This is a genomic window from Gammaproteobacteria bacterium (genome assembly GCA_013696315.1).
GTDB lineage: Bacteria > Pseudomonadota > Gammaproteobacteria > JACCYU01 > JACCYU01 > JACCYU01.
In genome coordinates this window covers 14,030-39,095 of record JACCYU010000226.1, presented here as the reverse complement: position 1 = coordinate 39,095, position 25,066 = coordinate 14,030, and the positions used below count along the sequence as shown (strand labels likewise).

General features: G+C 61.6%; 22 protein-coding genes and 1 pseudogene. 7 read left to right on the top strand and 16 right to left on the bottom strand.

The window, feature by feature from the left end:
* Positions 1-1,324, top strand: a 1,324-nt coding sequence (locus H0V34_13445) for a hypothetical protein (GenBank protein MBA2492649.1), incomplete at its 5' end; no start/stop codon positions are given.
* A 128-nt stretch (positions 1,325-1,452) separates the two neighbouring features.
* Here the strand turns inward: H0V34_13445 and H0V34_13440 are convergent.
* The 5 genes from H0V34_13440 to H0V34_13420 form a co-directional block, all read right to left on the bottom strand.
* Entirely contained in the window at positions 1,453-2,169 is a 717-nt protein-coding gene (locus tag H0V34_13440; protein ID MBA2492648.1) for a glutamine amidotransferase, read from the bottom strand.
* Between the two features lie 40 nt (positions 2,170-2,209).
* Entirely contained in the window at positions 2,210-3,793 is a 1,584-nt protein-coding gene (locus H0V34_13435) for a BCCT family transporter (protein MBA2492647.1), read from the bottom strand.
* Between the two features lie 342 nt (positions 3,794-4,135).
* Positions 4,136-5,002 (bottom strand): DUF3618 domain-containing protein, encoded by an 867-nt coding sequence (locus H0V34_13430; protein ID MBA2492646.1) that lies wholly within the window; start codon positions 5,000-5,002, stop codon positions 4,136-4,138.
* Positions 4,999-5,412, bottom strand: coding sequence for a phage holin family protein (locus H0V34_13425; GenBank protein ID MBA2492645.1), 414 nt, complete (start codon positions 5,410-5,412; stop codon positions 4,999-5,001). Before H0V34_13425 ends, H0V34_13430 begins: the two co-directional genes overlap by 4 nt.
* 9 nt (positions 5,413-5,421) lie before the next feature.
* Positions 5,422-5,937 carry a hypothetical protein gene (locus H0V34_13420; GenBank protein ID MBA2492644.1) on the bottom strand — a complete coding sequence of 172 codons (516 nt, stop codon included), beginning with the start codon at positions 5,935-5,937 and terminating at the stop codon, positions 5,422-5,424.
* 337 nt (positions 5,938-6,274) lie between these two features.
* Here H0V34_13420 and folD point away from each other — a divergent pair, with 337 nt between their 5' ends.
* Positions 6,275-7,177: a bifunctional methylenetetrahydrofolate dehydrogenase/methenyltetrahydrofolate cyclohydrolase FolD gene (folD, locus tag H0V34_13415; protein MBA2492643.1), complete on the top strand. Its 903-nt coding sequence runs from the start codon at positions 6,275-6,277 to the stop codon at positions 7,175-7,177.
* Here the strand turns inward: folD and H0V34_13410 are convergent.
* Both H0V34_13410 and H0V34_13405 read right to left on the bottom strand, forming a co-directional pair.
* Positions 7,177-7,485: pseudogene (locus H0V34_13410) on the bottom strand (multidrug efflux SMR transporter). The gene folD and the pseudogene H0V34_13410 overlap by 1 nt on opposite strands.
* Before the next feature lie 7 nt (positions 7,486-7,492).
* On the bottom strand, positions 7,493-8,023 hold the full coding sequence (locus H0V34_13405; GenBank protein MBA2492642.1) for a hypothetical protein: 531 nt from the start codon (positions 8,021-8,023) through the stop codon (positions 7,493-7,495).
* Positions 8,024-8,302: 279 nt separating this feature from the next.
* Between H0V34_13405 and H0V34_13400 the strand changes: the two genes are divergently transcribed.
* Both H0V34_13400 and H0V34_13395 read left to right on the top strand, forming a co-directional pair.
* Positions 8,303-10,564 carry a PAS domain S-box protein gene (locus H0V34_13400; GenBank protein MBA2492641.1) on the top strand — a complete coding sequence of 754 codons (2,262 nt, stop codon included), beginning with the start codon at positions 8,303-8,305 and terminating at the stop codon, positions 10,562-10,564.
* Entirely contained in the window at positions 10,561-11,655 is a 1,095-nt protein-coding gene (locus H0V34_13395; protein ID MBA2492640.1) for a PA0069 family radical SAM protein, read from the top strand. Before H0V34_13400 ends, H0V34_13395 begins: the two co-directional genes overlap by 4 nt.
* 436 nt (positions 11,656-12,091) lie before the next feature.
* Here the strand turns inward: H0V34_13395 and H0V34_13390 are convergent, their stop codons facing one another.
* From H0V34_13390 to H0V34_13370, 5 genes are all read right to left on the bottom strand, one after another.
* Positions 12,092-12,787 (bottom strand): MBL fold metallo-hydrolase, encoded by a 696-nt coding sequence (locus H0V34_13390; protein MBA2492639.1) that lies wholly within the window; start codon positions 12,785-12,787, stop codon positions 12,092-12,094.
* A gap of 104 nt (positions 12,788-12,891) precedes the next feature.
* Entirely contained in the window at positions 12,892-13,278 is a 387-nt protein-coding gene (locus H0V34_13385) for a DUF4156 domain-containing protein (protein MBA2492638.1), read from the bottom strand.
* Positions 13,268-14,986, bottom strand: a complete 1,719-nt coding sequence (locus H0V34_13380) for a proline--tRNA ligase (GenBank protein ID MBA2492637.1) — start codon at positions 14,984-14,986, stop codon at positions 13,268-13,270. Before H0V34_13380 ends, H0V34_13385 begins: the two co-directional genes overlap by 11 nt.
* A gap of 61 nt (positions 14,987-15,047) precedes the next feature.
* On the bottom strand, positions 15,048-15,482 hold the full coding sequence (locus H0V34_13375) for a DUF4124 domain-containing protein (protein ID MBA2492636.1): 435 nt from the start codon (positions 15,480-15,482) through the stop codon (positions 15,048-15,050).
* A 150-nt stretch (positions 15,483-15,632) separates the two neighbouring features.
* Positions 15,633-16,679 (bottom strand): fructose-bisphosphate aldolase class I, encoded by a 1,047-nt coding sequence (locus tag H0V34_13370; protein ID MBA2492635.1) that lies wholly within the window; start codon positions 16,677-16,679, stop codon positions 15,633-15,635.
* A 172-nt stretch (positions 16,680-16,851) separates the two neighbouring features.
* Here H0V34_13370 and H0V34_13365 point away from each other — a divergent pair, with 172 nt between their 5' ends.
* A complete protein-coding gene (locus H0V34_13365; GenBank protein MBA2492634.1) occupies positions 16,852-17,745 on the top strand; it encodes a LysR family transcriptional regulator in 894 nt (297 codons plus the stop codon).
* 38 nt (positions 17,746-17,783) lie between these two features.
* Here H0V34_13365 and H0V34_13360 read toward each other — a convergent pair whose 3' ends face one another.
* Positions 17,784-19,214: a PhoH family protein gene (locus tag H0V34_13360; protein MBA2492633.1), complete on the bottom strand. Its 1,431-nt coding sequence runs from the start codon at positions 19,212-19,214 to the stop codon at positions 17,784-17,786.
* An 85-nt stretch (positions 19,215-19,299) separates the two neighbouring features.
* Entirely contained in the window at positions 19,300-19,830 is a 531-nt protein-coding gene (locus tag H0V34_13355; protein ID MBA2492632.1) for a glycine cleavage system protein R, read from the bottom strand.
* A gap of 131 nt (positions 19,831-19,961) precedes the next feature.
* Between H0V34_13355 and H0V34_13350 the strand changes: the two genes are divergently transcribed.
* Both H0V34_13350 and bamC read left to right on the top strand, forming a co-directional pair.
* Positions 19,962-20,840 (top strand): 4-hydroxy-tetrahydrodipicolinate synthase, encoded by an 879-nt coding sequence (locus H0V34_13350; GenBank protein MBA2492631.1) that lies wholly within the window; start codon positions 19,962-19,964, stop codon positions 20,838-20,840.
* A gap of 47 nt (positions 20,841-20,887) precedes the next feature.
* Positions 20,888-22,033: an outer membrane protein assembly factor BamC gene (bamC, locus tag H0V34_13345; protein ID MBA2492630.1), complete on the top strand. Its 1,146-nt coding sequence runs from the start codon at positions 20,888-20,890 to the stop codon at positions 22,031-22,033.
* Between the two features lie 44 nt (positions 22,034-22,077).
* On the opposite strand, the gene H0V34_13340 is transcribed toward bamC, so the two are convergent.
* Together H0V34_13340 and dxs are read right to left on the bottom strand one after the other, a co-directional pair.
* Positions 22,078-22,911 (bottom strand): GTP cyclohydrolase I FolE2, encoded by an 834-nt coding sequence (locus H0V34_13340; GenBank protein ID MBA2492629.1) that lies wholly within the window; start codon positions 22,909-22,911, stop codon positions 22,078-22,080.
* 153 nt (positions 22,912-23,064) lie between these two features.
* Complete coding sequence (gene dxs, locus H0V34_13335) at positions 23,065-24,972, bottom strand: 1-deoxy-D-xylulose-5-phosphate synthase (GenBank protein MBA2492628.1); 1,908 nt, start codon at positions 24,970-24,972, stop codon at positions 23,065-23,067.
* Positions 24,973-25,066 lie beyond the last annotated feature (94 nt).

Sequence of the window (25,066 nt, the reverse complement as noted above, 5' to 3'; positions counted from 1 at the left end):
ACCGCCGCCACCGCCGGAAGAGCCGCCACCGCCGCCACCGCCGGAAGAGCTATTGTCACCCAATGCCGGCGACGATGTTGGCGGTGGCGGCCCCGCCGTCGCCGCCGTGAGTTTGAGCACGGTTAGCAGCGCAGCCGTCAAACCCGCGAGCGGGACCGCGCCATTAATGATCGAGGTGCTCCGCAACGACACAGCGTTTCGAGGGCGACTCGATCCGGCTACGGTCGATATCGTGACGCAGCCGCGTAACGGCGTCGCGTGGGCGAATGCGAATGGCGCGGTGAGCTATGTGCGGAGCAACGCGAGCACTAAACTCGGCGACGCGTTCTATTACACGGTGAAAGACGACCGTGGACGCACGTCCAATCGCGCGAGGGTGACGGTATTGGCCGCGGGCACGTCAGGCGAGATTTGCCGGGTGGTGTCGCATGTCGGTACCACGGCCGGAAACCTGTCCGCGGGCGGCGCTCAATCACCCGGGCCGACGCTTTATCGACTGATGAGTGACGGGCGCAGCGGCAGTGTATCCCTGCGCGACGCGGTTACCGGGCAATTTGCCTACATGCCGCATCCCGCCACCCACGTCGTTAGTGACCGCTTTACGTATGAAGTCGTCGGCGCCGGGCAGACGGCGCGCTGGAGCGCAAGGTTAATGTTCGAGTCAAGGCTAATGGCGCTGGGCGGTGCGACCACCGCCGGCGTGATTGACGCTGCGCGGCAATTGCCATCGGTTGCGCCCCGAGTCGGGTACCGGCAAGCGCTGAAAGCGGTGCTGGCGGCGGACGACTACCGCGTCGACTTCGTCGGGTCCCGGTCCGCGGGCATCGGGCTGACTGATATCGACGCGGATCACGAGGCCCACCCCGGCTGGACGTTGACCGAGCTCGCCTATGGCAGGCGCGGAGACGGTACGGACGGTATCTACGGATGGTTGACCACGCATCCGGCGGACGTGGTTCTGCTACAGATCGAGCGTGGCCATATCGCCGATGGCGTCGCGGGCGTGTTCGCAGTTCTCGACGAGATCGCTCGCTGGGAAGCCAGTGCTGGCGGCAATCACGTTTCCGTTGTGGTGACCGCGCCGGTCGGCAGCCTCGCGACTTTACCGGGCTGGAAACAGTTCAGCGACGGACTGGCGGCGATGGCGGCGGGGCGTGAGACCACCGCGCGTGGGCCCCACAAGGTTATGGTGATTGATCACGCGCTAATCGACATGATGGACTCTCATGGCGTGCTTTATCCGAACCCGGCGGGTTATCGCCAGATGGCACAAACGTGGCGCGATGCGCTCATCGAAAGCACCTTGCTGCGAAGCTGCCGTTGAGAATATGGGGGCGGGGCGGCAACGCGTGATCCCGTGTAAGGCAGGCGTCTGCCGGCGCGCTTGATTGCACGACGCCGCTTCGGTTCTCAGGCAGCGGCGGGCGTATGGCGCTCGAGGTTGCCCCGGTGCTAGCGGTGTAACCGCTCCGCGAAGCGGCGCAGCAGCACTGCGCCATGATCCGTGTCGCGCGTCGCGCGCAGCATCGCATCCAGCTCGCGGCCCTCGTGTTCCAGCGCCTCGCGGTCGTCTTCGATGTAAGTGCGGCTGATATCCGCGTCGAATTCCGGATGAAATTGCACGCCCCAGGCATTCGTTCCCCACGCGAACGACTGAATGGGCTCGTGCGCGTTGCGCGCCAGCAGCCGCGCGCCGGGCGGCAGTTCCAGCACGGCCTGACTATGCGCCGCCTGCACCACGAATTGCCTCCCAACCGCGCCAAGCAATGGGTCGCGCTCACCGTTGGCCGTTAGCGTGACCGAAATGGTGCCCAGTTCCTCGCCATTTTCCGACCATCCAATTTTGCCGCCCAGGGTCTGCGCCAGCAGTTGATGCCCGTAGCACACGCCCAGCACCGGGATCTTTTCGTTCGGCAATATTCGCTCCAGCCAGGCCTGCGTGCGCAGACTCCAGTCCGGGTTGTCGGTCAGCATCGCGTCCGATCCGGTGATCACGACACCGAGGAAATGTCGCGCGTCCGGCAGCATGTCGCCGGCCTCGGGATTGACTATCAGACACTTATCGAGATCGATTCCCAACCGTTTAGAGAAGTAATGCTCGAAATCGCCGCGCCGCGCCCGCAGGTGCGGCGGCGCCGATCCCAGTTTGACAATCAGGCAATGGTGCATCGCGGATGAGATGCTCAGGTTCGGACAGAAGATCGCGGTGTTACGACCGCGAGCGTGAGCTTGCGCGGCGGTCGCCGGCAGCGTCAACGTGAGTATCGGAGACCGCCACGGCTTGCAGGCTGGCGCGCCGATCGCTACGGAGATCCTTGATGAGCGCGTAGCACAATCCCATCATGACGAACGCGAACGGCACGGCGGACAGGATGGCAGCGGTCTGCAGGGCGTTGAGTCCGCCCGCCAGCAGCAACACGGCCGCGCAAAGGCCCGTCAGTGTGCCCCAGATTACGACAACCTTCATCGTTGGTTTCAGCGTCCCGCCCGAAGTGAGCATGCCCAGCACTACCGAGCCGGCATCGGCGCCGCTGATGAAAAACAGGGCGATCAGCACGACCGCCAGCAGCGACGTGATGGTGCCTAATGGATAAGCGTTCAACGTGTCGAACAATACCGCAGACTGGCTGGTCGCGGCTGAGATATCCGTTACTCCGGCCAGGTTGAGATCGATGGCCGCGCCGCCGAACACGGAAAACCACAGGAAGCTGACCAGGCTGGGCACGAACAGCACACCCAACACGAACTCGCGGATGGTGCGGCCGCGCGAGATACGGGCAATGAAAGTGCCGACGAATGGCGCCCACGAGATCCACCATGCCCAGTAGAAGATCGTCCAGTCCTGCATCCAGGCCGCGTCGCCGAACACCGCCGACCTGAAACTCATCTGGAAGAACTGGCCGATATAATTGCCGATCGAGTTCGTGAAGAAGTTGAGCAGAAACACGGTCGGGCCGCAGAACAGCAGGAACAGCAACAGCAACGTCGCGAGCACCATATTGGTGTTGCTCAACCACTGGATGCCGCGATGTACGCCCGAGACGGCTGAAAGCGTAAAGCAGAAAGTCATTGCCGCGATAACCGCGAGCTGCACCGTCAGCGCGTTCGGCGTGGCGAACACTGAGGTCAGGCCGCCGCTGATCTGCAAGGTGCCCAGGCCCAGCGAGGTGGCCGAGCCGAACAAGGTGGCGAACACAGCCAGGCTATCGATCGCCTTGCCGATGGGGCCTTCCACGCGCTTGCCCAGTATTGGGTAGAAAATGGGGCTGATCAGGCCGCTTCTGCCCCTGCGGAACACGGAATAGGCGAGTGCGAGACCGACTACCGCGAAGATACCCCAGGCGTGCAGGCCCCAATGAAAATACGAATACTGGATGGCGAGCTGGGCGGCTTCCTCGGTGCCGGGCTGCGCCAGGCCGAAGGGCGGGTTGTCGAAGTGTGCGAGGGGCTCGTAAACACCGAAGAACATGAGGCCGATGCCCATGCCCGCGCTGAACATCATGGCCAGCCACGAAAGCGTGCTAAATTCGGGGCGGTCGCTATCCTTGCCCAGCCGGATGCCGCCGTAACGGCCGCAGGCCAGATACAGCACAAATATCAGAAAGCCGAAAGTCGAGATGATGTACACCCAGCCAAAGCTGGTCATCACGTAGTCCAGCGCCGCCGTCGCCACGGTGGCGAGGTTGCGCGGGAAAACTACGCCCCACAATACAAACAGCGTGGAAAGTGCTACGGAAACGTAGAAGACGCTGCCTAGCGCGGGTTGCCGGTCTGTGGCGGACTGCGTGTCGATGTCCGATCCTTAAGGGTTAGGCGGGGAATAAATCACGTTGAATACGGCCGAGAGGATTAACTCTGCCAGCGCGGATGATGCAAAAACTCCGCCGCGGCCGACAAGGCCGGGAAGTTTACACAGCTTTTCATCTTTTTGCCGCCTGTGGACGGGTTGCGGCAGACGACATGGGGCGTGTCGCGGCGAAATCTGACAGATTGTCATTGACTTGCGGTGAAACGGCGCCGCGGGATGCTATCAACGTCTGGCGATTGCTGCCTTCGTACCTGCGCCCTCAATTCGAAAGAATTGACTGAGAGGTATCGAGCTCATCGGTTCCGGCAACGCCATATCTGCGCACTGCTATGTGGCCGAACCCTCGTTCGGAGCGGCCGTCCGGTGCGTGTCGTCCAGTTCCTTCCTTGCTTCCTTCTTCGCGGCATCGCCGGCCGATTTCGCGGCCTGTTTGGCCTTGCCCAGCTGTTCCTTACCCTTTTCCTGAGCCTTGTCCATGAATTGATCGCGCGTCCCGCCCATCAATTCGTCTTCGCGCCGGGTTCCCGGCAAACCGGCGGCCAGCGCCGCCCCCAGTGCCACGCCAATAGCACCCAGCACTAGCGGCTGCTCGTGCAGCATGTGCTCGAATCCGCTCTTCGCGCGCGCTGCCTGACGTCGCCCCATCGCACCTGCACCGGATATACCCTGACGCGCGCCGCGAGTGACGCCACGCATGCGCTCGCGCCCGCCACTGGCCATCCGCCGCATGCGGCCCGGTTGATCAGGGTCCGTGCCGATCGGCTCCATACCCGGTGCGACATCATCGCCGAACGCGGTGCCGCCGGATACTCCTTCCAGACCTTCGGCCTCGGCCACGGGCCGGTCTTGCGGATATTCCGCGTGAGGATGATACGGATCGTCGTAGCCACTTGCATCGAACGGGTCGGACGACGAGCCGCCGCCCCTCCCAGCCAGCGCCAGCCATGCCAGGCCGACGCCGACCAGGGTGACGGGCACGGGATTTTGCGTTATCGAATGCTTGAAATTCGAGGCGAATTCGCCACCGCCGCTGTTGCGGAAATAATTCAGCGCCTCGTCGAACATCGGGCCGGGCGACAGTTTTTCCTGGAGCGCATCCAGCGTTTGGCTCAATTCGCCGCGAGTACGGTCGAGCTCGACCTCGATCCTTTTTGGGTCGCGGGGGGTATCGCGCGGTTGTGATTTATTGCTCATCTAAACTGCTCCTGCGCAACGGCTTTGTCTTTGCGAAGCGATTCCGTGGTGCGGTTGGGCGCCAGGTTTAGCGGCTGGAGATTGCTGCGGCCCTTCATCAAGAGGATCAATCCGAGAATGGCGATGACGCCGCCCACGATCAGTGGCGCCAGCCACGGTACCATGGCCTGCGGCAGCAAGTAGCCGACCCCCACGGCCGCGGCGTCCGTCAATTCCTCCAGACCCACGACCAGCAAGACCACAGCGACCGCGAGCGCGGCGATACCGGCACCGACTTGCGATACCTTTTCGGAGGCTTCGGCCTTCGCGAGTTCGGCTTCCTTGCTTACCAGCGACGTCAACTCATAAGTGAGATCTCTGATGAGCCCGCCTATCGAACGGTCTCCTTTATCTGACTTGTCTGATTGCATCGGAATCTCCTACGAAGGTGTGCCTGCGTGGCCAGGCGCGGAATCGAACTGTCCGTACGATGCGTCGGGCGCGCTGGATGATGATTCATCACGCGCCGAACTTTTCAGAAAACGCGCGACCAGAAAGCCCGCCGCCACCGCACCGCCCAGAAACACGCCCGGTTGCTGGCGTGCGAAGTCCTGTACCTGTGCGGCGAGACTGTCGATGTCGCGGTCGCGCAATTTACCACCGAGGTTATCCAGGCTATCCGCGGCGCGTTCCGCGTAGCGTGCCACGGGGCCTTGATCCTGCGAATCTAGTTGCTCCGCGGTTTTTCGTAAGGCCATCGCCACGCCTTCCAACTGATCCGCCGCGGCCTGCTGCTGCTCGCCTAGCATGGACTCAGCCTGCGTCTTCGCCTTCTGCGCCGCATCGCGCGCTTGCTGCCTGACACGGTCCGCAGTCTGGCGCGCGCCTTGCGAAACCGGCGTATCCGTATGGGAATCACGGTTCTGAGGTTGCTTCGGGGTATCGTAGTCGGGCACAGAACCTCCGTTGAAAGCGTAAGCGAACGGGACAGCGCCAGCGCGGATGCCGCGCGAGTCGCTCGCAATAATATACCGAGTCATCCCGAGTCATACAACGCTCATGCCCATGGGGCGTGGAATGCCTGGCAGACCCGGGTTTTAGGGAGGCTCTGAACAGGTCGCCGTAATCGTCATAGCGAGCGCAGCCAATCTGGAACAACTGTAGATCAGTTACTGATTGGATTGCTACGTCGCTTCGCGCCACGCTCGATTTGTGTAGAGTCGCGTTTTCGCCTAGTGTCCATTATCGGCAATTATTCTGGTCGGCGTCTATTTCTAAGATAAGGATACGAACATGAAAGCACAACGCATCGACGGCAACGCGGTGGCGGCCGAGATCCGAGACGAAGTCAAACAACAGGTGGCGGAAGTCGTAAAGGCGGGGTTGACGCCGTGTCTCGCCGCGGTGCTGGTGGGCGACAATCCCGCCTCCAGAACTTACGTGGGAACCAAGCGCAAGGTTTGCAAAGAGGTCGGCATCAAGTCGGTGATGAAGACGCCGCCGGCCGATATTCCGGAAGACGCGCTGCTGGCGCTGATCGACGAGTTGAACGCGGATCGCGCCATACACGGCATTCTCGTGCAGATGCCGCTGCCTAGGCACATCGACGAGCAGAAGGTTATCGAGCGCATTGATCCGGCCAAGGACGTGGACGGCTTTCACCCGGCCAACGTGGGGCGTCTGGTGATCGGTCTCGATACATTGCGGCCGTGTACGCCGGCTGGCATTCCGGAACTGATCGTGCGCAGCGGCCTCGAGATCGAAGGCAGGCACGTGGCCATCATCGGCCGCAGCAACATCGTCGGCAAGCCGATGATGAACATGCTGGTGCAGAAAGCCAAAGGCGCCAATGCGACGGTAACCGTCTGCCACAGCGGCACCAAGGATCTTGCGACCATCACGCGCCGGGCGGACATCGTGATCGCCGCCATCGGCCGCCCGCATTTCGTTACGGCGGAAATGGTTAAAGAGGGCGCGGTGGTGATTGACGTTGGCATCAATCGGGTGGACGACGACAGCCGGCCCAAAGGTTACCGGCTGGTCGGCGACGTGGATTTTGACGCGGTGAGCGAGAAAGCGTCCGCGATCACGCCGGTGCCGGGCGGGGTCGGCCCCATGACCGTGGCGATGCTGATGGTGAATACGCTCAAAGCCGCGAAAGCCGCGGCACCGCGCGGCCATCCATCGGCGGCATAGCTTAGCCCGACCACGCCGAGCACGATCAGCGCAATGCACGCGGCCTTGAACAAGGTCGCCTGCTCGGCGAAGTACGTGAACCCGATGAACGTAATCAGCACCGTGCCGACGCCGGCCCAGATCGCGTAGGCGATGCTCAAGTCCAGGCGTTTGAGCGCCAGAGTCAGCGCCACAAACGACAGCGCGTAGAAAACGAAGATCATTATCGAGGGCCCGGTGCGAGCGAAGCCCTGCGACAGCTTCATCGACGTGGTGCCCGCGACTTCGAGCACGATCGCCGCGACTAGCAGCAGCCAGGCTTGCATCATGTGCGGATCAGTCGCCGTAGCGCTTGCACAATGTCGGGTCCGGCAGGTCGGCGATGGCGCCGAGAAAGTAACGATCATCCGTCTCGGTGGAAAGCCGCAAGCCGATGAATTTTTCGTTCCTGTCCATCGCCGCCAGAAACGCGTCGGTCACATCCACGCGCACGGCGCTGCTTGCCGGCGCCTCAACCTGCGCGACTCGCTTGCCGGCGTCGAAATCCTCCGCGTTCACCTTGCCGTCACCGATAAAGGCATAAATATCGATAACGCCGGTCTCGCCGCCTTCATCGAGATTCTTGACGGGTATTTTCAGTACCACGCGCGACAGTCGCCGCGCGGGCGCACCGGTTTCGAATTCCAGCACGACTCTATCCTCGGTGTCGGCCTTGATCGCCAGGAAATCCAGCAGAAAAGGACCACCGCCGAGATCGCGGATACCTTTTCCATCAACCACCGGCAGCGCGTTGCCCGCCTCCGGTGCGATTGCGCAGGCGCTGAGCAAAGACAGCGCGACGATAAGATACATTGTGCGTCGGGACATGATCGGGCAGATTGTTGCGGTTGAGTACGCGACTAGCCGGTGGTAACCGCGCGTGCAGGGTCGGTAAATTGCAGTGTACACCCGTCAGAGTGCATGTTGAGAGTAGTTGCCGCGCGCGAAAAACGGTGTCGTGAACGAGCAGGCTCCACCGGTGGCCGCGCGGGGGCGCGCAAAGCTTCCCCCGATGACTGCCTGCGCTTAAGATGTTATCGGTAAGCGGTCCGCGCCCGGCGGACGCAACCCGGCAATTGGAGGCGTCGCCCGGCGGCGTGTGAGGCCATGAACGACTTCAGCTCAGACAACCTGCTGTCCGCAACGCTGAACAGTATAGCGGACGGAGTGATCCTGACCGATACCGACAGCCGTGTCACTTATCTGAACCCGGTGGCGGAACGTCTGACTGGCTGGAGTCAGAAGCAGGCCGCAGGCCAGCCTCTGGAGACGGTATTCAGGCTCGTCAAGGGTGAGGCGCGCAAGCCGCTTGAGAATCCGGCCGATCGGGCCTTGCGTGCGGGCGCGCCCGTGGAGCTGCCGGCTCACACCTTGCTGATCGCGAATGACGGTACCGAGCAGGCGATTGACGACAGCGCCGCGCCGATCAGGTTCTCACGTGGCGAGGTGGCGGGCGCGGTCATCGTCTTTCGCGACATCAGCGGCGAGCAACGGGCCGAGCGGGATTTGCACCTTTATCGAGAGCGCCTCGATCTGGTGGTGGACTCCAGCGATATCGGCCTGTGGTACTGCGATCTGCCATTTGCCGGGCTGGTCTGGAACGACAAGGCAAAAGCGCATTTCGGCCTGCCCGTCGATTGCGACGTGACCATCGATGTGTTTTACCAGCGGCTGCACCCCGAAGATAGAGAGAAAACCCAACGCGCAATCGAGCGTTCCATCGCCGAGCACGTCGATTACGATACCGAATATCGCACACTCGGGCTGGACGGCCAGGAGCGCAGGATACGTGCTATCGGGCGTCCCAGCTATGACAGTGACGGCACGCCCGTGCGCTTCGACGGCATCACCCTGGACATCACCGCGCAGGTGCGCCAAGCGGACATGTTGCGGCAAAGCGAGGCGCAGTTTCGCGCCCTTGCGAATTCGATTCCGCAACTGGTCTGGATGGCGCGGCCCGACGGCGATATTTTCTGGTACAACCAGCGCTGGTACGACTACACCGGCACCACCCTGGAACAGGTGCGGGGCTGGGGCTGGCAACGCGTGCATGATCCCGCCGAGCTGCCCAGAGTGGTGTTCAACATCCAGCGCTGTTTCGCGTCCGGCGAGCCGTGGGAAGACACTTTTCCGCTGCGTCGTCACGATGGCGAGATGCGCTGGCACTTAAGCCGTATGCTGCCGGTCCACGACGACCAGGGACAAATAGTTCTGTGGTTTGGCACGAACATCGACGTGACCGAACAGCGCGAAGGTGCGCGGCGCAAGGACGAGTTTCTGGCGACGCTCGCGCACGAGTTGAGAAATCCGCTCGCGCCGCTGAGTACCAGTCTTGAGCTGATGCGGATCGCCCCGGACAACGCGGAGATGATGGAAGAGGCGCGGGCGACCATGTCGCGGCAGGTGAATCACATGGTGCGCATGGTCGACGATCTGTTGGACGTCTCACGTATCACGCGCGACCGCATACAACTGCAAAAAAGCTGGGTGGAACTGGTGACCGTGATGCAGAGTGCGCTGGAAACCGTGCACCCATCGTTGCGCGACGCCGGGCACAATATTACCGTGACCCTGCCAGAGCAGCCGGTGTTTCTATACGCCGATCCCACCCGCCTGACGCAAGTCTTCTCGAATCTGCTCAACAACGCGGCCAAGTATACGGACCACGGCGGGCAAATCTGGCTGGATGCGAGCCGCCAACAGAATTCGGTGGTGCTGACGGTTAAAGACACCGGCATCGGCATCCCCACGGCCCGGCTGAGCAGGATTTTCGACGTGTTCGCGCAAGCCGACGGCGCGCCGCAGAATTCCCGTAGCGGACTGGGTATCGGTCTCACATTGGTCAAACGTCTGGTGGAACTGCACGGCGGAACTGTGGAGGCGCGGAGCCCCGGGCCCGGCGCCGGCAGCGAGTTCACCGTGCGCTTGCCGCTCTGCGCCGGCATTGAACCCCAAGCGCCCGACCCCACTACTGGCGCCTTAACGTCGGATGCTGTCAGGCATCGCATTCTGGTCGTGGACGACAACCGCGACGCGGCCACGGCCCTGACCGCCATCTTGACGGTACTGGGCTATGAGACGCGCTGCGCCTTCGACGGCGAAGACGCGCTGGCGCAGGCCTCGGACTTCCGGCCCGAGGTAGTGTTGCTGGACCTGCGGATGCCAAAGCTCGACGGTTTCGACACGGCAGAGCGGCTCCGCGCGCAGGCCGATGGGCAGTCCGTGGTGCTGATCGCCTTGACGGGTTTCGGCCAGGAAGAGGACCGGCGACGCACGGCCGCGGCCGGTTTCGATCATCACTGGGTCAAGCCGGTCGATCCGGCGCTAATGGAAAAGACGCTGGCGGAAATCACGCATCCGCGGCGATGAATGCTTACGACGACTTGCCGGCGCGCCCCCGCAAGGGCCGCGGCGCGGTAAGCAATCCGGACGGCCGCTTCGAATCGCAAACGCACCGGGTGATTGACGACGGCTGGGGTAGGGGGGAAGACGATATCCTCAATACCCCAAAAGTGCGCACTACGCTTACGCAGGACAAGTCCCGGACGGTGTTGTCCCGCAATGATTCGCCGGACGTGGGCTTTTCGCTGTCGATCAATCCATACCGCGGCTGCGAGCACGGCTGCGTTTATTGCTTCGCGCGCCCATCGCACGCGTATCTCGGGCTTTCGCCGGGCCTGGATTTCGAAACGCGGCTGTTTTACAAGCCCGACGCGGCGACCTTGCTTGAGCAGGAACTTCGTCGGCCCGGACATCGCTGCTCGCCGATCGCGCTCGGCATCAACACCGACGCCTATCAGCCGGTCGAGCGCGATCTCGCGATCTCGCGCGGCATTCTGCGGGTGCTGGAAGCGTTTCACCATCCCGTGACGATCGAGACCAAATCTGCGCTGGTGGAGCGAGATCTGGATATCCTTGCGCGGATGGCGGAGCGCAATCTGGCGCAGGTGCTGTTTTCGATTACCACGCTCGATTCGGGCCTGAGCCGCCGGCTGGAACCGCGCACTACCGCGCCTAGTCGGCGGCTGGAGGCGATGCGGCGTTTGAGCGAGGCCGGTGTGCCGGTCGGGGTGATGACCGCGCCGGTAATTCCGGTGCTTACCGATCCTGAGCTCGAGACGATTCTCAAGCGCAGTCGCGAGGCCGGCGCAGAATCGGCGGGCTACGTGATGCTGCGGCTGCCGCTCGAGGTGAAGGATCTGTTTCGTGAGTGGTTACATCATCATGCGCCGCTGAAGGCGGACCACGTGATGAGCGTCATCCGCAACCTGCGCGGTGGCAAGGATTACGATTCCGCGTTCGGTACCCGTATGTGCGGCACCGGTCCGTTCGCCGACCTCATCGCAAGACGCTTTGCGCTGGCCTGCCGGAGGCTGGGCTTCGATCGCCATCGCCGCTCGCTGGATACGACCCTATTTAAGGCCCCGGCGCGCGGCGGCGATCAGATCGACATGTTCTGATCCAGCCCGGTAATCGCGGGGCCCGTGCGGAAAAAGACGCAAACGACACTTGACGACGCCCGCGGGTATCCCTTTATCATTATGGGTAATCGGCGTAAGGTCGGTGTGGTTGCAAACGATTTACTATAGTGCCGAGGAGGCGCGGAAATGAAATCAGACAAGACCCCGGAAGATTCTGTGCTCAAACGACATCACGATTCGCAGGCGAAGATGACGGGAGGAACCGGCACCCGATCCACGCATACCGCGTCGTCTTCCAAAGGCGCGGCATCGTCTGGCGAATCGGGTTCATCATCGTCAGGCGGCGGAATTCTCGGATGGCTGAAGCGGTTGTTCCGGTAATGGAGTAAATTCCGCGGCCGTCGGCGCAAGCAACGCGGCCAAAGTTTACTTTGTTTTTTGGCCCGTCTATACGGCCCGCGTCCTGCCGGCGTGATTAGCGACGCTGTATGGGATCGTACGGCGTGCTGCGCGTACGATCGTGTTCATGCATCCGGTAGCGGACAAAGTCCTGCGCATTATCGAACTGCATAAACGGATTTCCCTCGGCCTGTTCTCGCATAGTGGCCGTGTTCCGCGTGGCGTAGTTATGCCCCGGACGAATCACGGTCTGTGGCGGCAATTCCTCCTTAAGTTGCTTCAAGGTTGTGAACATTTGTTCCGGGTCGCCACCTTTCAGGTCGCAGCGTCCGCAGCCGAATACGAACAGCGTATCGCCTGCAATCAGATCGTTGCCCATGTGAAAGCACGCGGATCCCGGTGTGTGGCCGGGGGTGTGCAGAATCTGTAGTTCCGTTTCCCCCAGCGCAAAGCGATCGCCGCCGTGGTGCAAGGTCGGCTGCGCCAGGTCGTGACGCCAGAACTCCGCTTCGGTTTTAAGCAAGTGCAGTCGCGCATCGCAGTGGTCGAGCACGGCTTCCACGCCGTTGACATGGTCGTGATGGCTGTGGGTCAGCAGCACGTCGGTGATACGCAGGCCGCGATTCTCGCTAAGTGTCGTGATCGCGCCCACGTCCCAGGCTGGATCGACCACCGCTGCGGTTTGTGTCGCGCGATCTTCGACGAGATAGACGAAATTTTCCATCGGCCCCAGTTCCAGGGCATGAATCGTATAGGGGCTTTTATCAGACATTACACTCACCTCGCGCATGCGTTATGGTCGGTCATGACTCCAGCGGTTCTGATTCGTCCTCGTGACAGCGAAACGGTCATTGCAATTTCGCGCCTGAGCATGCGTCAACCGGGCACGCATTTGTAGATATTGTATAACTGCGTACCTTGAATGATGTCGGAGGCGGGCACTACCGTGTCACCGCCCATGGCGGCCGCGTTGTTGCGCGCCAGCCGTTCCAGCTCCGCGGAGACCACGCTTTCCTGTCGTTTGAGGCCGAGGATGTCACCCTTGACTGAGGCGGTGGTATCGCCCAGTTTCGTGCATTGCTGCACTTCAGCCGCGCTCAGCACCCTCGCTTTTTCGCCGCCCGGCGTCAGTGGCACGAACTGGCAGCCAGCCAGGATAAACGAAATCGCTACGTATGCAGCTGCGGGTTTTATAAACCAGTTTAACAATGTCGATACCTCGAAACTTGAGTTCCTGAACGTGCTGATGGGTTCATGGCGCAAGCGACGCCATGATGCTGCGGAGATGGCGGAAAACATCGGTTAATGCGATGTCGGTTGACTTGTCGTCGCCGCGACCCTTGTATTCCGCGTGACCGGCGGCTAAACCGCGTTCGCTCAGCACCACGCGATGCGGAATGCCGATCAGTTCCTGCTCTGCGAACATCACACCGGGCCTCAAGTTGCGGTCCTCGAGCAAGACGTCGAAACCGGTCGCCCGCAATTCATCGTACAACTCACGCGCGGCCGCTGCCAGGCGTTCAGACTTGTGCATGTTAATAGGGATTAACGCAATCTGGAACGGCGCGATCGGCGCCGGCCACATGATCCCGCGCTCGTCGTGATGCTGCTCGATTGCGGCGGCCACCACGCGCGTGACGCCGATGCCGTAGCAACCCATTATCATGTAACGCGCGTGGCCCTGCTCGTCCAGCACAGTGGCGTTCATGGCGCGGCTGTACTTGTCACCGAGCTGGAAAATGTGACCTACCTCGATGCCGCGCGCGATCGAAAGCGTGCCGTGGCCGTCGGGGCTGGGATCACCGTTTACGACGTTGCGCAGGTCGGCGCGCTCCGGCTCGGGCAGGTCGCGGCCCCAGTTGACGCCGGTCAGGTGTTTGCCGTCTGTGTTCGCGCCGCACACGAAATCGGCAAGCTGCGCGGCCGCATGATCGGTGATAACGCGGATCGAGAGTCCGCCAGGCCCCAGCGATCCGGGCCGGCATCCGGCGGCCTCGATGATCTCCGTCTCGTCGGCGAAGGTTAGCGGCCGGGCAACGCCTTGGATCTTCTCGGCCTTTATGGCGTTGAGCGCATGATCGCCGCGCAGAATCAGCGCTATAACCGCGCCGTCGCCGCCTTTCACCATGAGCGTCTTTAGGCAACGGCGCGGCTCGATTTTCAGCAGCCGGCTTAAATCATCGATGGTATGCGTGTCCGGCGTATCGACTATGCGCATTTCAATGCCGGGCGGCGGTCGCGCCGCGGCAGGTGCGACCGCCTCGGCCAGCTCCAGATTGGCGGCGTAATCGCTCGCATCCGAGAATGCGATGGCGTCTTCGCCGGAGGCGGCCAGCACGTGAAATTCATGCGAACGGCTGCCGCCAATCGCGCCCGTATCGGCCAGCACCGCACGAAACTTAAGCCCCAGCCGCGTGAAGATGCGCGTGTAAGCCTCATACATCGCGGCGTAGGTCTGTTCCAGCGAGTCACGGTCCAGATGAAACGAATAGGCGTCCTTCATCAAGAACTCGCGCGCCCGCATCACGCCGAAGCGCGGGCGGATTTCGTCGCGGAACTTGGTTTGAATCTGATAATAATTGACCGGCAGTTGCTTGTAACTGCGCAAGTCGTTGCGCGCGATGTCGGTGATGACCTCTTCGTGTGTCGGCCCGAAGCAGAAGTCGCGCTGGTGACGATCCTGAAAACGCAGGAGTTCCGGGCCGTATTGCTCCCAGCGCGCGGACTCCTGCCACAACTCGGCAGGCTGTACAGCGGGCATCAGCAATTCCAAGGCGCCAGCGCGGTTCATTTCATCGCGCACCACGGCTTCCACCTTGCGCAGCACGCGTACGCCCAGCGGCATCCACGTGTACAAGCCGGCGGCAAGCCTGCGGATTAACCCGGCGCGCAGCATCAAACGATGGCTGACGACTTCCGCATCGGCCGGCGTTTCCTTGAGGGTTGCGAGATGGAATTGGGATGCAAGCATGATCGGTTGTGCGAAATGCGTGTCCGGTGGCCGGCTGTGATACGCAACGACAGGTGTAGTGTTACTTTGCCCCCGCAATTTGTCCGCAAAATTCCTTGATCTGCCCTTGCGCCTCGGAGATTTTCGCCTGTCGTTCTTCTGCGGACAGTTTGCGGTAGGTGTCGCCTTCTTTTAACGATACCTGTCCGTGGCTTTCCAGGGCCGCAAGATTTTCTCGCGCCCACGTGCAGTTCTCCGCCCTGATCTTGTTTGTATTCTTCGTTTCGGCCTGAGTTAGCCTGGACATGTTGCGCGCCCGGCGGTGTTGCTCGAAATCTTCAAGTTGCTTTTTTAATCGCTCATCGGGTTGGCCGGCGGAGGCTGGCGTCGGCGCCAGCTCTATCGTAGTCGTATCGGCGCCGACGGGCGGCGTCTGAGCGTAGTGCACCTTGCCATCCTCGTCCGTCCATTTATATACTTCGGCCTGTGCACTGGCAGCATTAAGCAGCAACAGCATCGCGGCAGCCGCGAATTGTCTGATCATCCCGTCCCCCATATTCGTAATGCCGGCGGATCATACCACCTTTATATTTGCGCGCCCGATGGCCGGTGAATACTCAGCCATGCACGACAGGGCGCGGGTGCCGTGCCGCGCGCAGATCGAGACTTAAGCCGCTTGCCGCTCCATGTCCGCGCTGTATTCGCCCAGTGCCGCCAGGCCGTTGAAGCGGGCACGCCTGTAGACCAGTTCCTGCGCCTTTTTCACATTTTCGGGTTTGCCTTGCCAGGCGCTCAGAGCCGGCGCCTGGATCGCGCGGGCGTATGAGAAAGTCAGCGGCCACGGTAGCTTGCCGCGGTATTTGCCGATCATCGCATTCAAGTGCGCGGTGGACTCCTCGGGTGCCTGCCCGCCGGACAGAAACACCACGCCGCCAAGTGCTGCGGGTACCGTGCGCAGCAAAGTCTGCACGGTGCGCTCGGCGACTTCTTCGACGCCGGCCCGGTGATTATTGTCCAGGCCGGAGATGACCATGCTGGTCTTGAGCACCGCGCCGCCCAGCATCACGTTATGCCGATATAGTTCGGCGAACAGCGCGCGGTGGATCTCCTCGGTCACGGCTTCGCAGCGGTCTATATCATGATCGCCGTCGATCAGCACTTCGGGTTCGACGATAGGCACCAGGCCGCCTTCCTGACACAGCGCCGCGTAGCGCGCCATGCCGTGCGCGTTGGCCTCATAGCACTGGCGCGAAGGCGCGCCGTCGCCGATGGTGATTACCGCGCGCCATTTCGCGAAGCGCGCGCCCATTGCGTAGTACTCCGCAATGCGCTCACGCAGACCATCCAGCCCTTCCGTGACCTTCTCGCTGGGCGAACCGGCCAGCGGATGCGCGCCAGTGTCGACCTTGATGCCCGGGATCTGGCCCTTGTCCTGGATCACCTTGATCAACGGGGTGCCGTCGTCAGTCTTTTGGCGGATGGTCTCGTCGAACAGGATGGGGCCGCTGACGAATTCCTCCAGTTTCGGCGTGGTCAGCAGCATCTGCCGGTACTGGCGACGGATTTCTTCGGTGGACTCGACGCCTACGCTCTTGAAACGCTTCTCACAGGAACCGTGGCTCTCGTCGATGGCGAGAATTCCTTTACCTCTGGCGACCATCGCGGCCGCGGTGCGCCGCAGTTCGTCGGCGTGCTTAGGTTTGTAGCTGATCATTAAAACGAGTCCTTCTGTGGATGGCGTTGTAAGGAAGTTTACCAGCATGACCGTGCGCGATTAACACTATCGACGAAAAATCCGGTGATTGAGCTGTCGCCATCTGGCGTGGAAGCCGGCCGAGCTTGCTATACTTTTTGTCAATGTCTGATTCAAATCAAACCGGCTGACCATGGCCGATCGCAGGCTGCGCGTTTTTTACACGGTCGCCCGACTGTTGAGCTTTACGCGCGCGGCGGAGGCGCTGCACATGACGCAACCGGCGGTGACGTTTCAGGTCCGCCAGATCGAAAGTCATTTCGATGTGCGTCTGTTCGATCGCGCCCACAACCGCGTGACCCTGACCGAGCCCGGGCGCCGGGTATACGAGTACGCCGAGCGAATTCTGGGACTTTACGCGGAGATGGAAATCTCGCTGAAGGAACTCAACCGCAATATAAACGGCGCGGTAACCCTGGGCACAAGCGACTCGGTGGCCGAATCGCTGTTGCCCACCTTGCTGCGCGATTTCAAGCGCGAGCGGCCGGATGTGAACCTGCGGCTGAAGATCGTCGCCGCCGACGAGATCGTGCACATGGTCAAGAGCAGCGCCATCGACGTGGGCGTCGTGGATGGCGTGATCGCGCACGACGTGCTGAAGATCCAGCGCTGCCACGTGGATCAGATGGTGATCATAGTCCAGCCCGCACACCCGCTGGCGGGCCACGAGCGTGTCGGCGCGCAGGTGCTCGCGCGGTATCCGCTAATCGGTCGGGAGGCGGGGTCGCGGGCGCGGACGATCATTTCGGAATACGTTGCCTCTTCCGGGATGGACGCGCACGGACTGGACTGGAGTCTGGAGCTTGGCAGTGTCGAGGCTATCAAGGGCGCGGTAGAAGCAGGCATGGGGGTGGCGATCGTGCCGCGCATGTGTGTGGCGCGCGAAAGAGAGCTGGGTTCGCTGATCTGCGTGGAACTAGATCCACCGCTCACGCGTAGTTTTTCATTTGTTTGTCAGCAGACTCAGGCACGCACCGTGGCCGAGTTGCTGGTCTTCGCGCAACAGTACGCGGCGAACAATGGTTAGTAGATTTTTTGATGACCCGAGATCGCCTGAGCGTCGCGCTAAAGCGCCTCGGAGGCGAAATCAGCCAGCCGGTAGCGCTCGCCGCGCAGTAGGGTAATGTGCCCGCTGTACGGCCAGTCCTTGAAGCGATCCACCACATACGTGAGGCCCGACGTCGTCTCGGTGAGATACGGCGTGTCGATCTGCGCGACATTGCCCAGACAGATCACCTTGCTGCCCGGACCCGCGCGCGTAATCAGCGTCTTCATCTGCTTGGACGTGAGGTTCTGAGCTTCGTCGATGATCAGATAGCGGCTTAGAAAAGTGCGCCCGCGCATGAAGTTGAGCGAGCGCAATTTGATCCGATTGCGCAGCAGGTCTGCCGTGGCAGCGCGGCCCCAGTCGCCGCCTTCCTCTGAACGGGTCAGCACCTCCAGGTTGTCCATCAGGGCGCCCATCCACGGCGTCATCTTTTCTTCCTCGGTGCCTGGCAGAAAGCCAATGTCCTCGCCCAGCGGTACCGTCGCCCGAGTCATGATGATCTCGCGGTAGCGCTGTTCGTCCAGGGTTTGCGAGAGCCCCGCGGCGAGCGCCAGCAGGGTTTTGCCGCTGCCCGCCACACCCACCAGACTCACGAAATCCACGTCTGGGTCCATCAATAGATTGAGCGCAAAATTCTGTTCGCGATTGAGTGCGTTGACGCCCCAAACTGTATGCCGCGGCTGGGTGTAATCGTGCGCCAGCTCCACCACCGCATGATCGCTCTCCAGGGAACGGACGATCGCCGGCAACGGAGTGGTGTCCGGCAGCGCCAGACATTCGTTGGGGTGCCAGTGTTCGACCAGCGGCCCGGTGAGCTTGTAAAAGGTGCGGCCCTCCTCGCGCCAGGCGTGCAACTCCTTGCCATGTGTTTCCCAGAAATCCGCGGGCAGTTCCGCCACGCCGCTGTACAGCAGATTGACGTCTTCCAGCACCTGGTCGCTGAAGTAATCCTCGGCGTGAATGCCGACGATCGCGGCCTTGATGCGCAGATTGATATCCTTGGATACCAGGGTCACGGAATTCGCCGGGAGCTCGAGCTGCAAGGCCAGCGCGGTGCCCAGAATGGTATTGTCCGACGTGTTGCCGGGCAGGCTGTCGGGCAGGGCGACGGGCAGAATCCGTGTCTGGAAAAACAGCTTGCCGCTGATCGCGGCCGGCTTGCCGTGTTTGCCAGTCTTGGGGATGGGAAGTTCAAGGCCCAGCGCGATTTCGCCATCGCGCTTGCCGGTGATGAGTTCATCCAGAAAGCGGCTCACCTGTCGGACATTGCGCGCGACCTCCGACAGGCCTTTCTTGGCGCGATCCAGCTCTTCGAGCACCACCATGGGCAGGAAGATGTCGTGCTCCTTGAAGCGGAACAGCGCGGCGGGATCGTGCATCAGCACGTTAGTGTCGAGCACAAACAGGCGGCTGACCGCGTGCTTGCGACTGGCGAGAGCTTCGGCCATAGTTTTTTTTATTTGGATCTCGCGGGCGCTAACCGCGCGCAAATCTTTGTCGGAGTTGACAAGACCGTTCTACAAGCTTCGGCGGTTACAGTTTCAGTGGTTCCAGCACCCCATCCAGATTTTCCTCGTCGCAAAGATCCAGAAAGTCTTCGCGCAGCTGCGCGATCTGCACGTGCGACGGCACGTCCACGGTCATGCGTACGGAAAACATGTGGCTGGCGGTGTGCGCGGCGCGATAGGCGCTGGTGGCCATGTCGTGAATGTTGATGCCGCGCGTCGAGAAAAACGACGACAGCTTGCCGACGATACCGGGCTGGTTCAACGACACCACGTCGACGGTATACGACAGCACCCGCGCCGGCGGCTGACGCAGCTCGGTATGCCGCGTGGTGATCGTCAGGTGTAACTGATCCTGAAGATTGGCGAGCGTCGATTCCAGCTTGGCCAGGTTGTTCCACTTGCCGGCGACTAGCAGAATCTGCGCGAAGCTGCCGCCCAGCACCGCCATGCGGCTGTCTTCGATGCTGCAGTTGTGTTCCTGAATGGCGCGAGCCAGCCGGTCGATAGTGCCGGCGCGATCTTCGCCGATCGCCGATGTAACGAGATAGTTGGTCATGGCAGGACGGTCGAGAATTGTAAAAGATAGAGTACCAGTTAACGCGCGCGGCGCAACCTTAAGCCAGGCGCTTACCTTGTCAAGCCCCGGTGGCGCCAGTACCATGAAGCCAGTTTGCGGCGGAGAAACGAATGTTTGAAGGAAGTATGGTGGCTCTAGTCACGCCGATGCAATCGGATGGCCGGCTGGCTTGGGATGCGCTGGGCGCGCTGATCGAGTTTCATCTGGACAATGCCACCGACGCGATCATAGCCGTCGGCACCACCGGCGAGTCGGCGACGCTCAATACCGAGGAGCACTGCGAAGTCATCCTCTATGTCATCAAACGGGTGGCCCGGCAGGTGCCGGTGATCGCGGGCACCGGCGCGAATTCCACCCGTGAGGCGATCGAACTTACGCAGTTCGCGCTTGATGCTGGCGCCGACGGCGCGCTGCTGGTCACGCCTTACTACAACAAACCCACGCAGGAAGGGTTGTTCCAGCATTACAAAGCCGTGGCCGAAGCCGTTCCTATCCCGCAGATTCTGTACAACGTGCCGGGTCGCACGGCCTGCGACATGCTGCCCGAGACGATCGGGCGGCTGGCCGAAATCGACAACATCGTGGGTCACAAGGAAGCCTCAACCGTCGATCGCGCACGCGAAGTCATGGCGCGCTGCGAAGACGGGCTGGCGGTTTACAGCGGGGAGGACGCGAACGCTATGGAAATAATTTTGAGCGGGGGGCGGGGCGTGATCTCGGTCACCGCCAACGTGGCGCCGAAGGCCATGCACGACATGTGCGCCGCGGCGCTGGCAGGAGATCGCGACAAGGCCGCCGCGATCGACACGAGCATCGCCGGTCTACATCGGGATCTGTTTCTGGAGTCGAATCCGATTCCGGTCAAGTGGGCGCTGCACGAGATGGGGCTGATCCCCGCGGGCATACGATTGCCGCTGACTCCGTTTTCAGAGCACTTGCACGCTCAGTTGCGCGAGTCGATGACGCTGGCCGGAGTATGGGCAGCATGAGCGCACTCAGCCCCGCACCCGTCGCTAGATCTCGCAGGGTTGCGTCCTTGACGCCGCAGGTTACGGTAACTGGCGAGTGCGCGCGCATCATTGCCACGGTTTCGCTGTCGATCCTGCTTGGCAGTTGCGGCGTCTTCGGCGGCGATGACCGGCCAGCCTACGAACAAAGCGGCGAGACGCCGCCGCTGGAAGTCCCGCCGGATCTGAGCGAGCCGCCGACCGACAGCCGCATGACCATTCCGGCGCCGGAGGGCGACACCGTCAGCGCCATAGCACTTGCGCGTCAGCAGGAGCAGCTCCTGGGCGACGACGGACCCGCTGAGTCTAATGGCACCGCGGTCGCCGGCGTGTTGACCGAATTTGGTGAGATGCGCGTACGACAGGATGGCGGTGCGCGCTGGCTTGAGATCCAGGCCGACCCTGGGATTCTGTGGCCCAGGCTGCGCGAATTCTGGCGCGAAAGCGGCATCGAAATCGTGCGCCATGAGCCGCGGCTTGGGATTATGGAGACCGGCTGGATTGAGCCTGACGACAATGATTTACCTGGCGTCGCTCTGCGCGACAAGTATCGGCTGCGCCTGGAGCGCCAGGGTGCTGGTGTCACCAATGTTTATCTGACGCATCAGGGCGCGGAACAGGCGGGCTCGCCGGACGATTGGGAGCCGCGCCCCTCCGATCTGGGCCTGGAAGCTGAGTATCTGACCCGGCTAATGGTTTATTTGGGCGAGCCGCGGCAGCAGGCTGAGCGTCAGCTCGCCATGGCGAGAGGCGATGCGACCGCGATGCACCTGGATAAGGTGGCCGGCATTCCCGTGCTCGTGGTCGAAGATCAGTTCCGCAGTGTCTGGCAGAAGACGGGGCTGGCGCTGGACCGGGCCGGTTTGCCCGTTGAGGACGAGGATATGGTCAACGGCGCGTATTACATTCGGTACCGGCCCGCGGCGGCCAGGACGGCCGGCGTGTTGACCGGATTGCCGGACGACAGTGGGGTCGAGGCGCGGCTGGATGGAAACCAGCGGTACCAGGTGCACCTGCTCGATCAGCCGGGGCAGACCTTGATAACCGCGCACACCGCCGCGCGTGAAGCGTTACCGCCGGGAGCGGCGGAAGAAATCCTCGAACGTCTGATCACATCCATGCAGGGCGGTTATGACGCCAGCGCCGCGGTAAGCATGCTGCCGGACGGAGCGTGAGGGTTTAGCGGCCCCTCGTGCTCGCAAATGCCGATCTCTTAAGCTCACTCTAAATCGAGCTCGCCCTTTTCGATCATGGCGTACGCGGAATGATTATGAATGGACTCGAAGTTCTCCGCTTCGATCCGGTAAGCGAGTATGCGAGGATCATCGTTGAGATCAAGCGCTATGTCACGCACCACATCCTCGACAAATTTGGGATTTTCGTAGGCGCGCTCGGTCACGTATTTTTCGTCGGCGCGTTTTAGCAGCCCGTATAGCTCGCTGGAGGCCTGCGCCTCGACCCGTTCGATCAAGTCCTCAATAAAGATCGGACGCTCGGCGCGCACCGTCAATGTCACGTGTGAACGCTGGTTGTGCGCCCCGTAAGCGGCGATGTTCTTTGAGCACGGGCACAGACTGGTGACCGGCACAACGACTCTTGCGCGCACGCTGGCCGTGTCATCGGTTAGTCCGCCCAGGAATGTGACCTCGTAATTCATGACACTGCGCGCCCCGGAGACCGGTGCGGATTTGCCGACGAAGAAAGGGAACGACATCTCGATATGTCCCGTGTCCGCTTCCAGGCGACGGGTCATTTCCGACAGCATCGATCCGAATGAAGCCAGGTCAATCGGCTCCCGGTCAGCCTGATTCTGGAGGCGCATCAATAACCCCACAAACCGTGACATGTGGGCGCCCTTGACGTTGTGCCGCAGATTCACGTACATGTTGAAGCGCGCGATCGTATGTTGCGCACCCTCGCGGCCCGCGATACGCATCGGATGCATCAGACCCTTGACGCCGACCTTGTTGATGGGCGATTGCCGGGCGTCCGGTGCATTTTGTGTGTCCTCGATGGATCTGAAGGCCGTGGGGGCGGAGGCGGCGGTGCTCATAATCGAATATCAAGTCCTAGAATAGAAAAGCCTCATGTTAAGGAGGACGACGTTAAGGAGGACGACGGTCGGAAGGAGCGCTGGCGTTGAGCAACCGTCTGTCTGTACATGCCCAAGGCACCGCGGAAGCGGAACTGACCGATCAGATGAGGGTTACGAAGTCGATACTTTGGATACCGACCTGGCCGCGGCCCTGGGCCGTTTGGAGCCTAGCGATGACTCGATGGAAGCGACTATGCCGGGTGCGTCGATACCGGCCTCGGCGAGCAGTTGTTCACGGCTGCCGTGCTCCAGAAAGCGATCCGGCAACCCCAGGTTTAGCACGGTCACCTGTTTATCCAGCCGCGCAAGACATTCGTTGACCGCGCTGCCAGCGCCGCCTGCGATTACGTTGTCTTCGACTGTGACCAGCACATCGTGTTCCCGCGCAAGCTGCGTGACCATCGCTTCATCCAGCGGTTTGACGAAGCGCATGTTCACCACGCTCGCGTTCAACGCTTCGCCGGCCTGCCAGGCATCGCTGACCGCACTGCCGAAAGCCAGGATCGCAATTTTGCGCCCCTGGCGTAATTTCTCCGCCTTGCCGATCGCCAGCCGCCGCATATCCGCTTCGATAACCGCGCCCGGACCGGTGCCGCGCGGGTATCGGACCGCGGCAGGCGTGTCTAGCTGATAGCCGGTATATAACATCTGGCGGCATTCGTTTTCGTCCGCCGGCGCCATGATGGTCATGTTCGGGATACAGCGTAAATAACTGAGATCGAAGCTGCCGGAATGTGTTGGGCCGTCGGGCCCGACCACGCCGGCGCGATCGATGGCGAACAGCACCGGCAGATTCTGAATCGCTACATCGTGAATCAGCTGGTCGTAGGCGCGTTGTAAAAAAGTAGAATAAATCGCTACTACCGGTTTGCGGCCCTCGCAAGCCATGCCGGCAGCCACTGTCACAGCGTGCTGTTCGGCAATGCCGACATCGAAATAACGTTTCGGGTACTCCTGCGAGAACCGCACCAGTCCCGACCCCTCGCGCATCGCGGGTGTAATTGCCATCAGTCGTGGATCCTCGGCGGCCATGTCGCACAGCCAGTCACCGAACACCTGCGTGTACGTGGGCTTTGATACGCCCTTGGACGCCACCATGCCGACCTTGGGATCGAACTTCGTCACCGCGTGATACTTGACCGGATCCGCTTCGGCCGCCGCGTAACCTTTGCCCTTGCGCGTGACGATATGCAGCAACTGCGGACCTTTGTTGTCCATGAGGCTTTCCAGCGTGCGAAGTAGACCTGGCAGGTCGTGCCCATCGACCGGCCCGAAATACCTGAGCCCCATCTCTTCAAATAAGGTGCCGGGTACGATCATGCCCTTCACGTGCTCTTCCGCGCGGCGCGCGAACTCCCACATCGGCGGCATCTGCTTGAGCAGGCGCTTGCCGCCCTCGCGCATGGTGGAGTACACGCGGCCTGACAGCATGCGGGTCAGATAATTGTTCATCGCGCCTACGTTGGGCGATATCGACATCTCGTTATCGTTGAGGATTACCAGCAGATCGGCCTGCAGGTCGCCCATGTGGTTGAGCGCCTCAAAAGCCATCCCGGCGGTCAGCGCCCCATCACCGATGATGGCGACCGCCTTGCGGTTCTCGTGACTAGCAGCAAACGCCAGCGCCATGCCTAAGGCGGCACTGATGGACGTGCTGGAATGACCAACGCCGAAAGTGTCATATTCACTCTCCGCGCGCTTGGGAAATGGCGCCAGACCACCTTGCTTGCGAATGGTATGCAGGCGTTCGCGCCGCGCGGTCAGGATTTTGTGCGGATAGCATTGATGCCCGACGTCCCATACCAGGCGGTCATGCGGCGTGTTGAACACATAATGCAGGGCAACCGTTAGCTCGATAGTACCGAGGCCGGCCGCAAAGTGGCCGCCTGAATTGCTGACGGATTCAAGCAGGCAACCCCGCAACTCCTTGGCGACTGCGCCGAGGTCGGCTTTGGGCAGCTCGCGCAAATCCTGCGGGTGCTGGATACGGTCCAGGAACGGATAAGCGGTGTTTGTCATCGCGAAAGGCTGGTGATTTCGCGATCATTATCTGGTCCATGCACGCGCTATGCAAGCGAAGTCTGACGTTGCGCGGTCCCGCAACGTTCGAGTG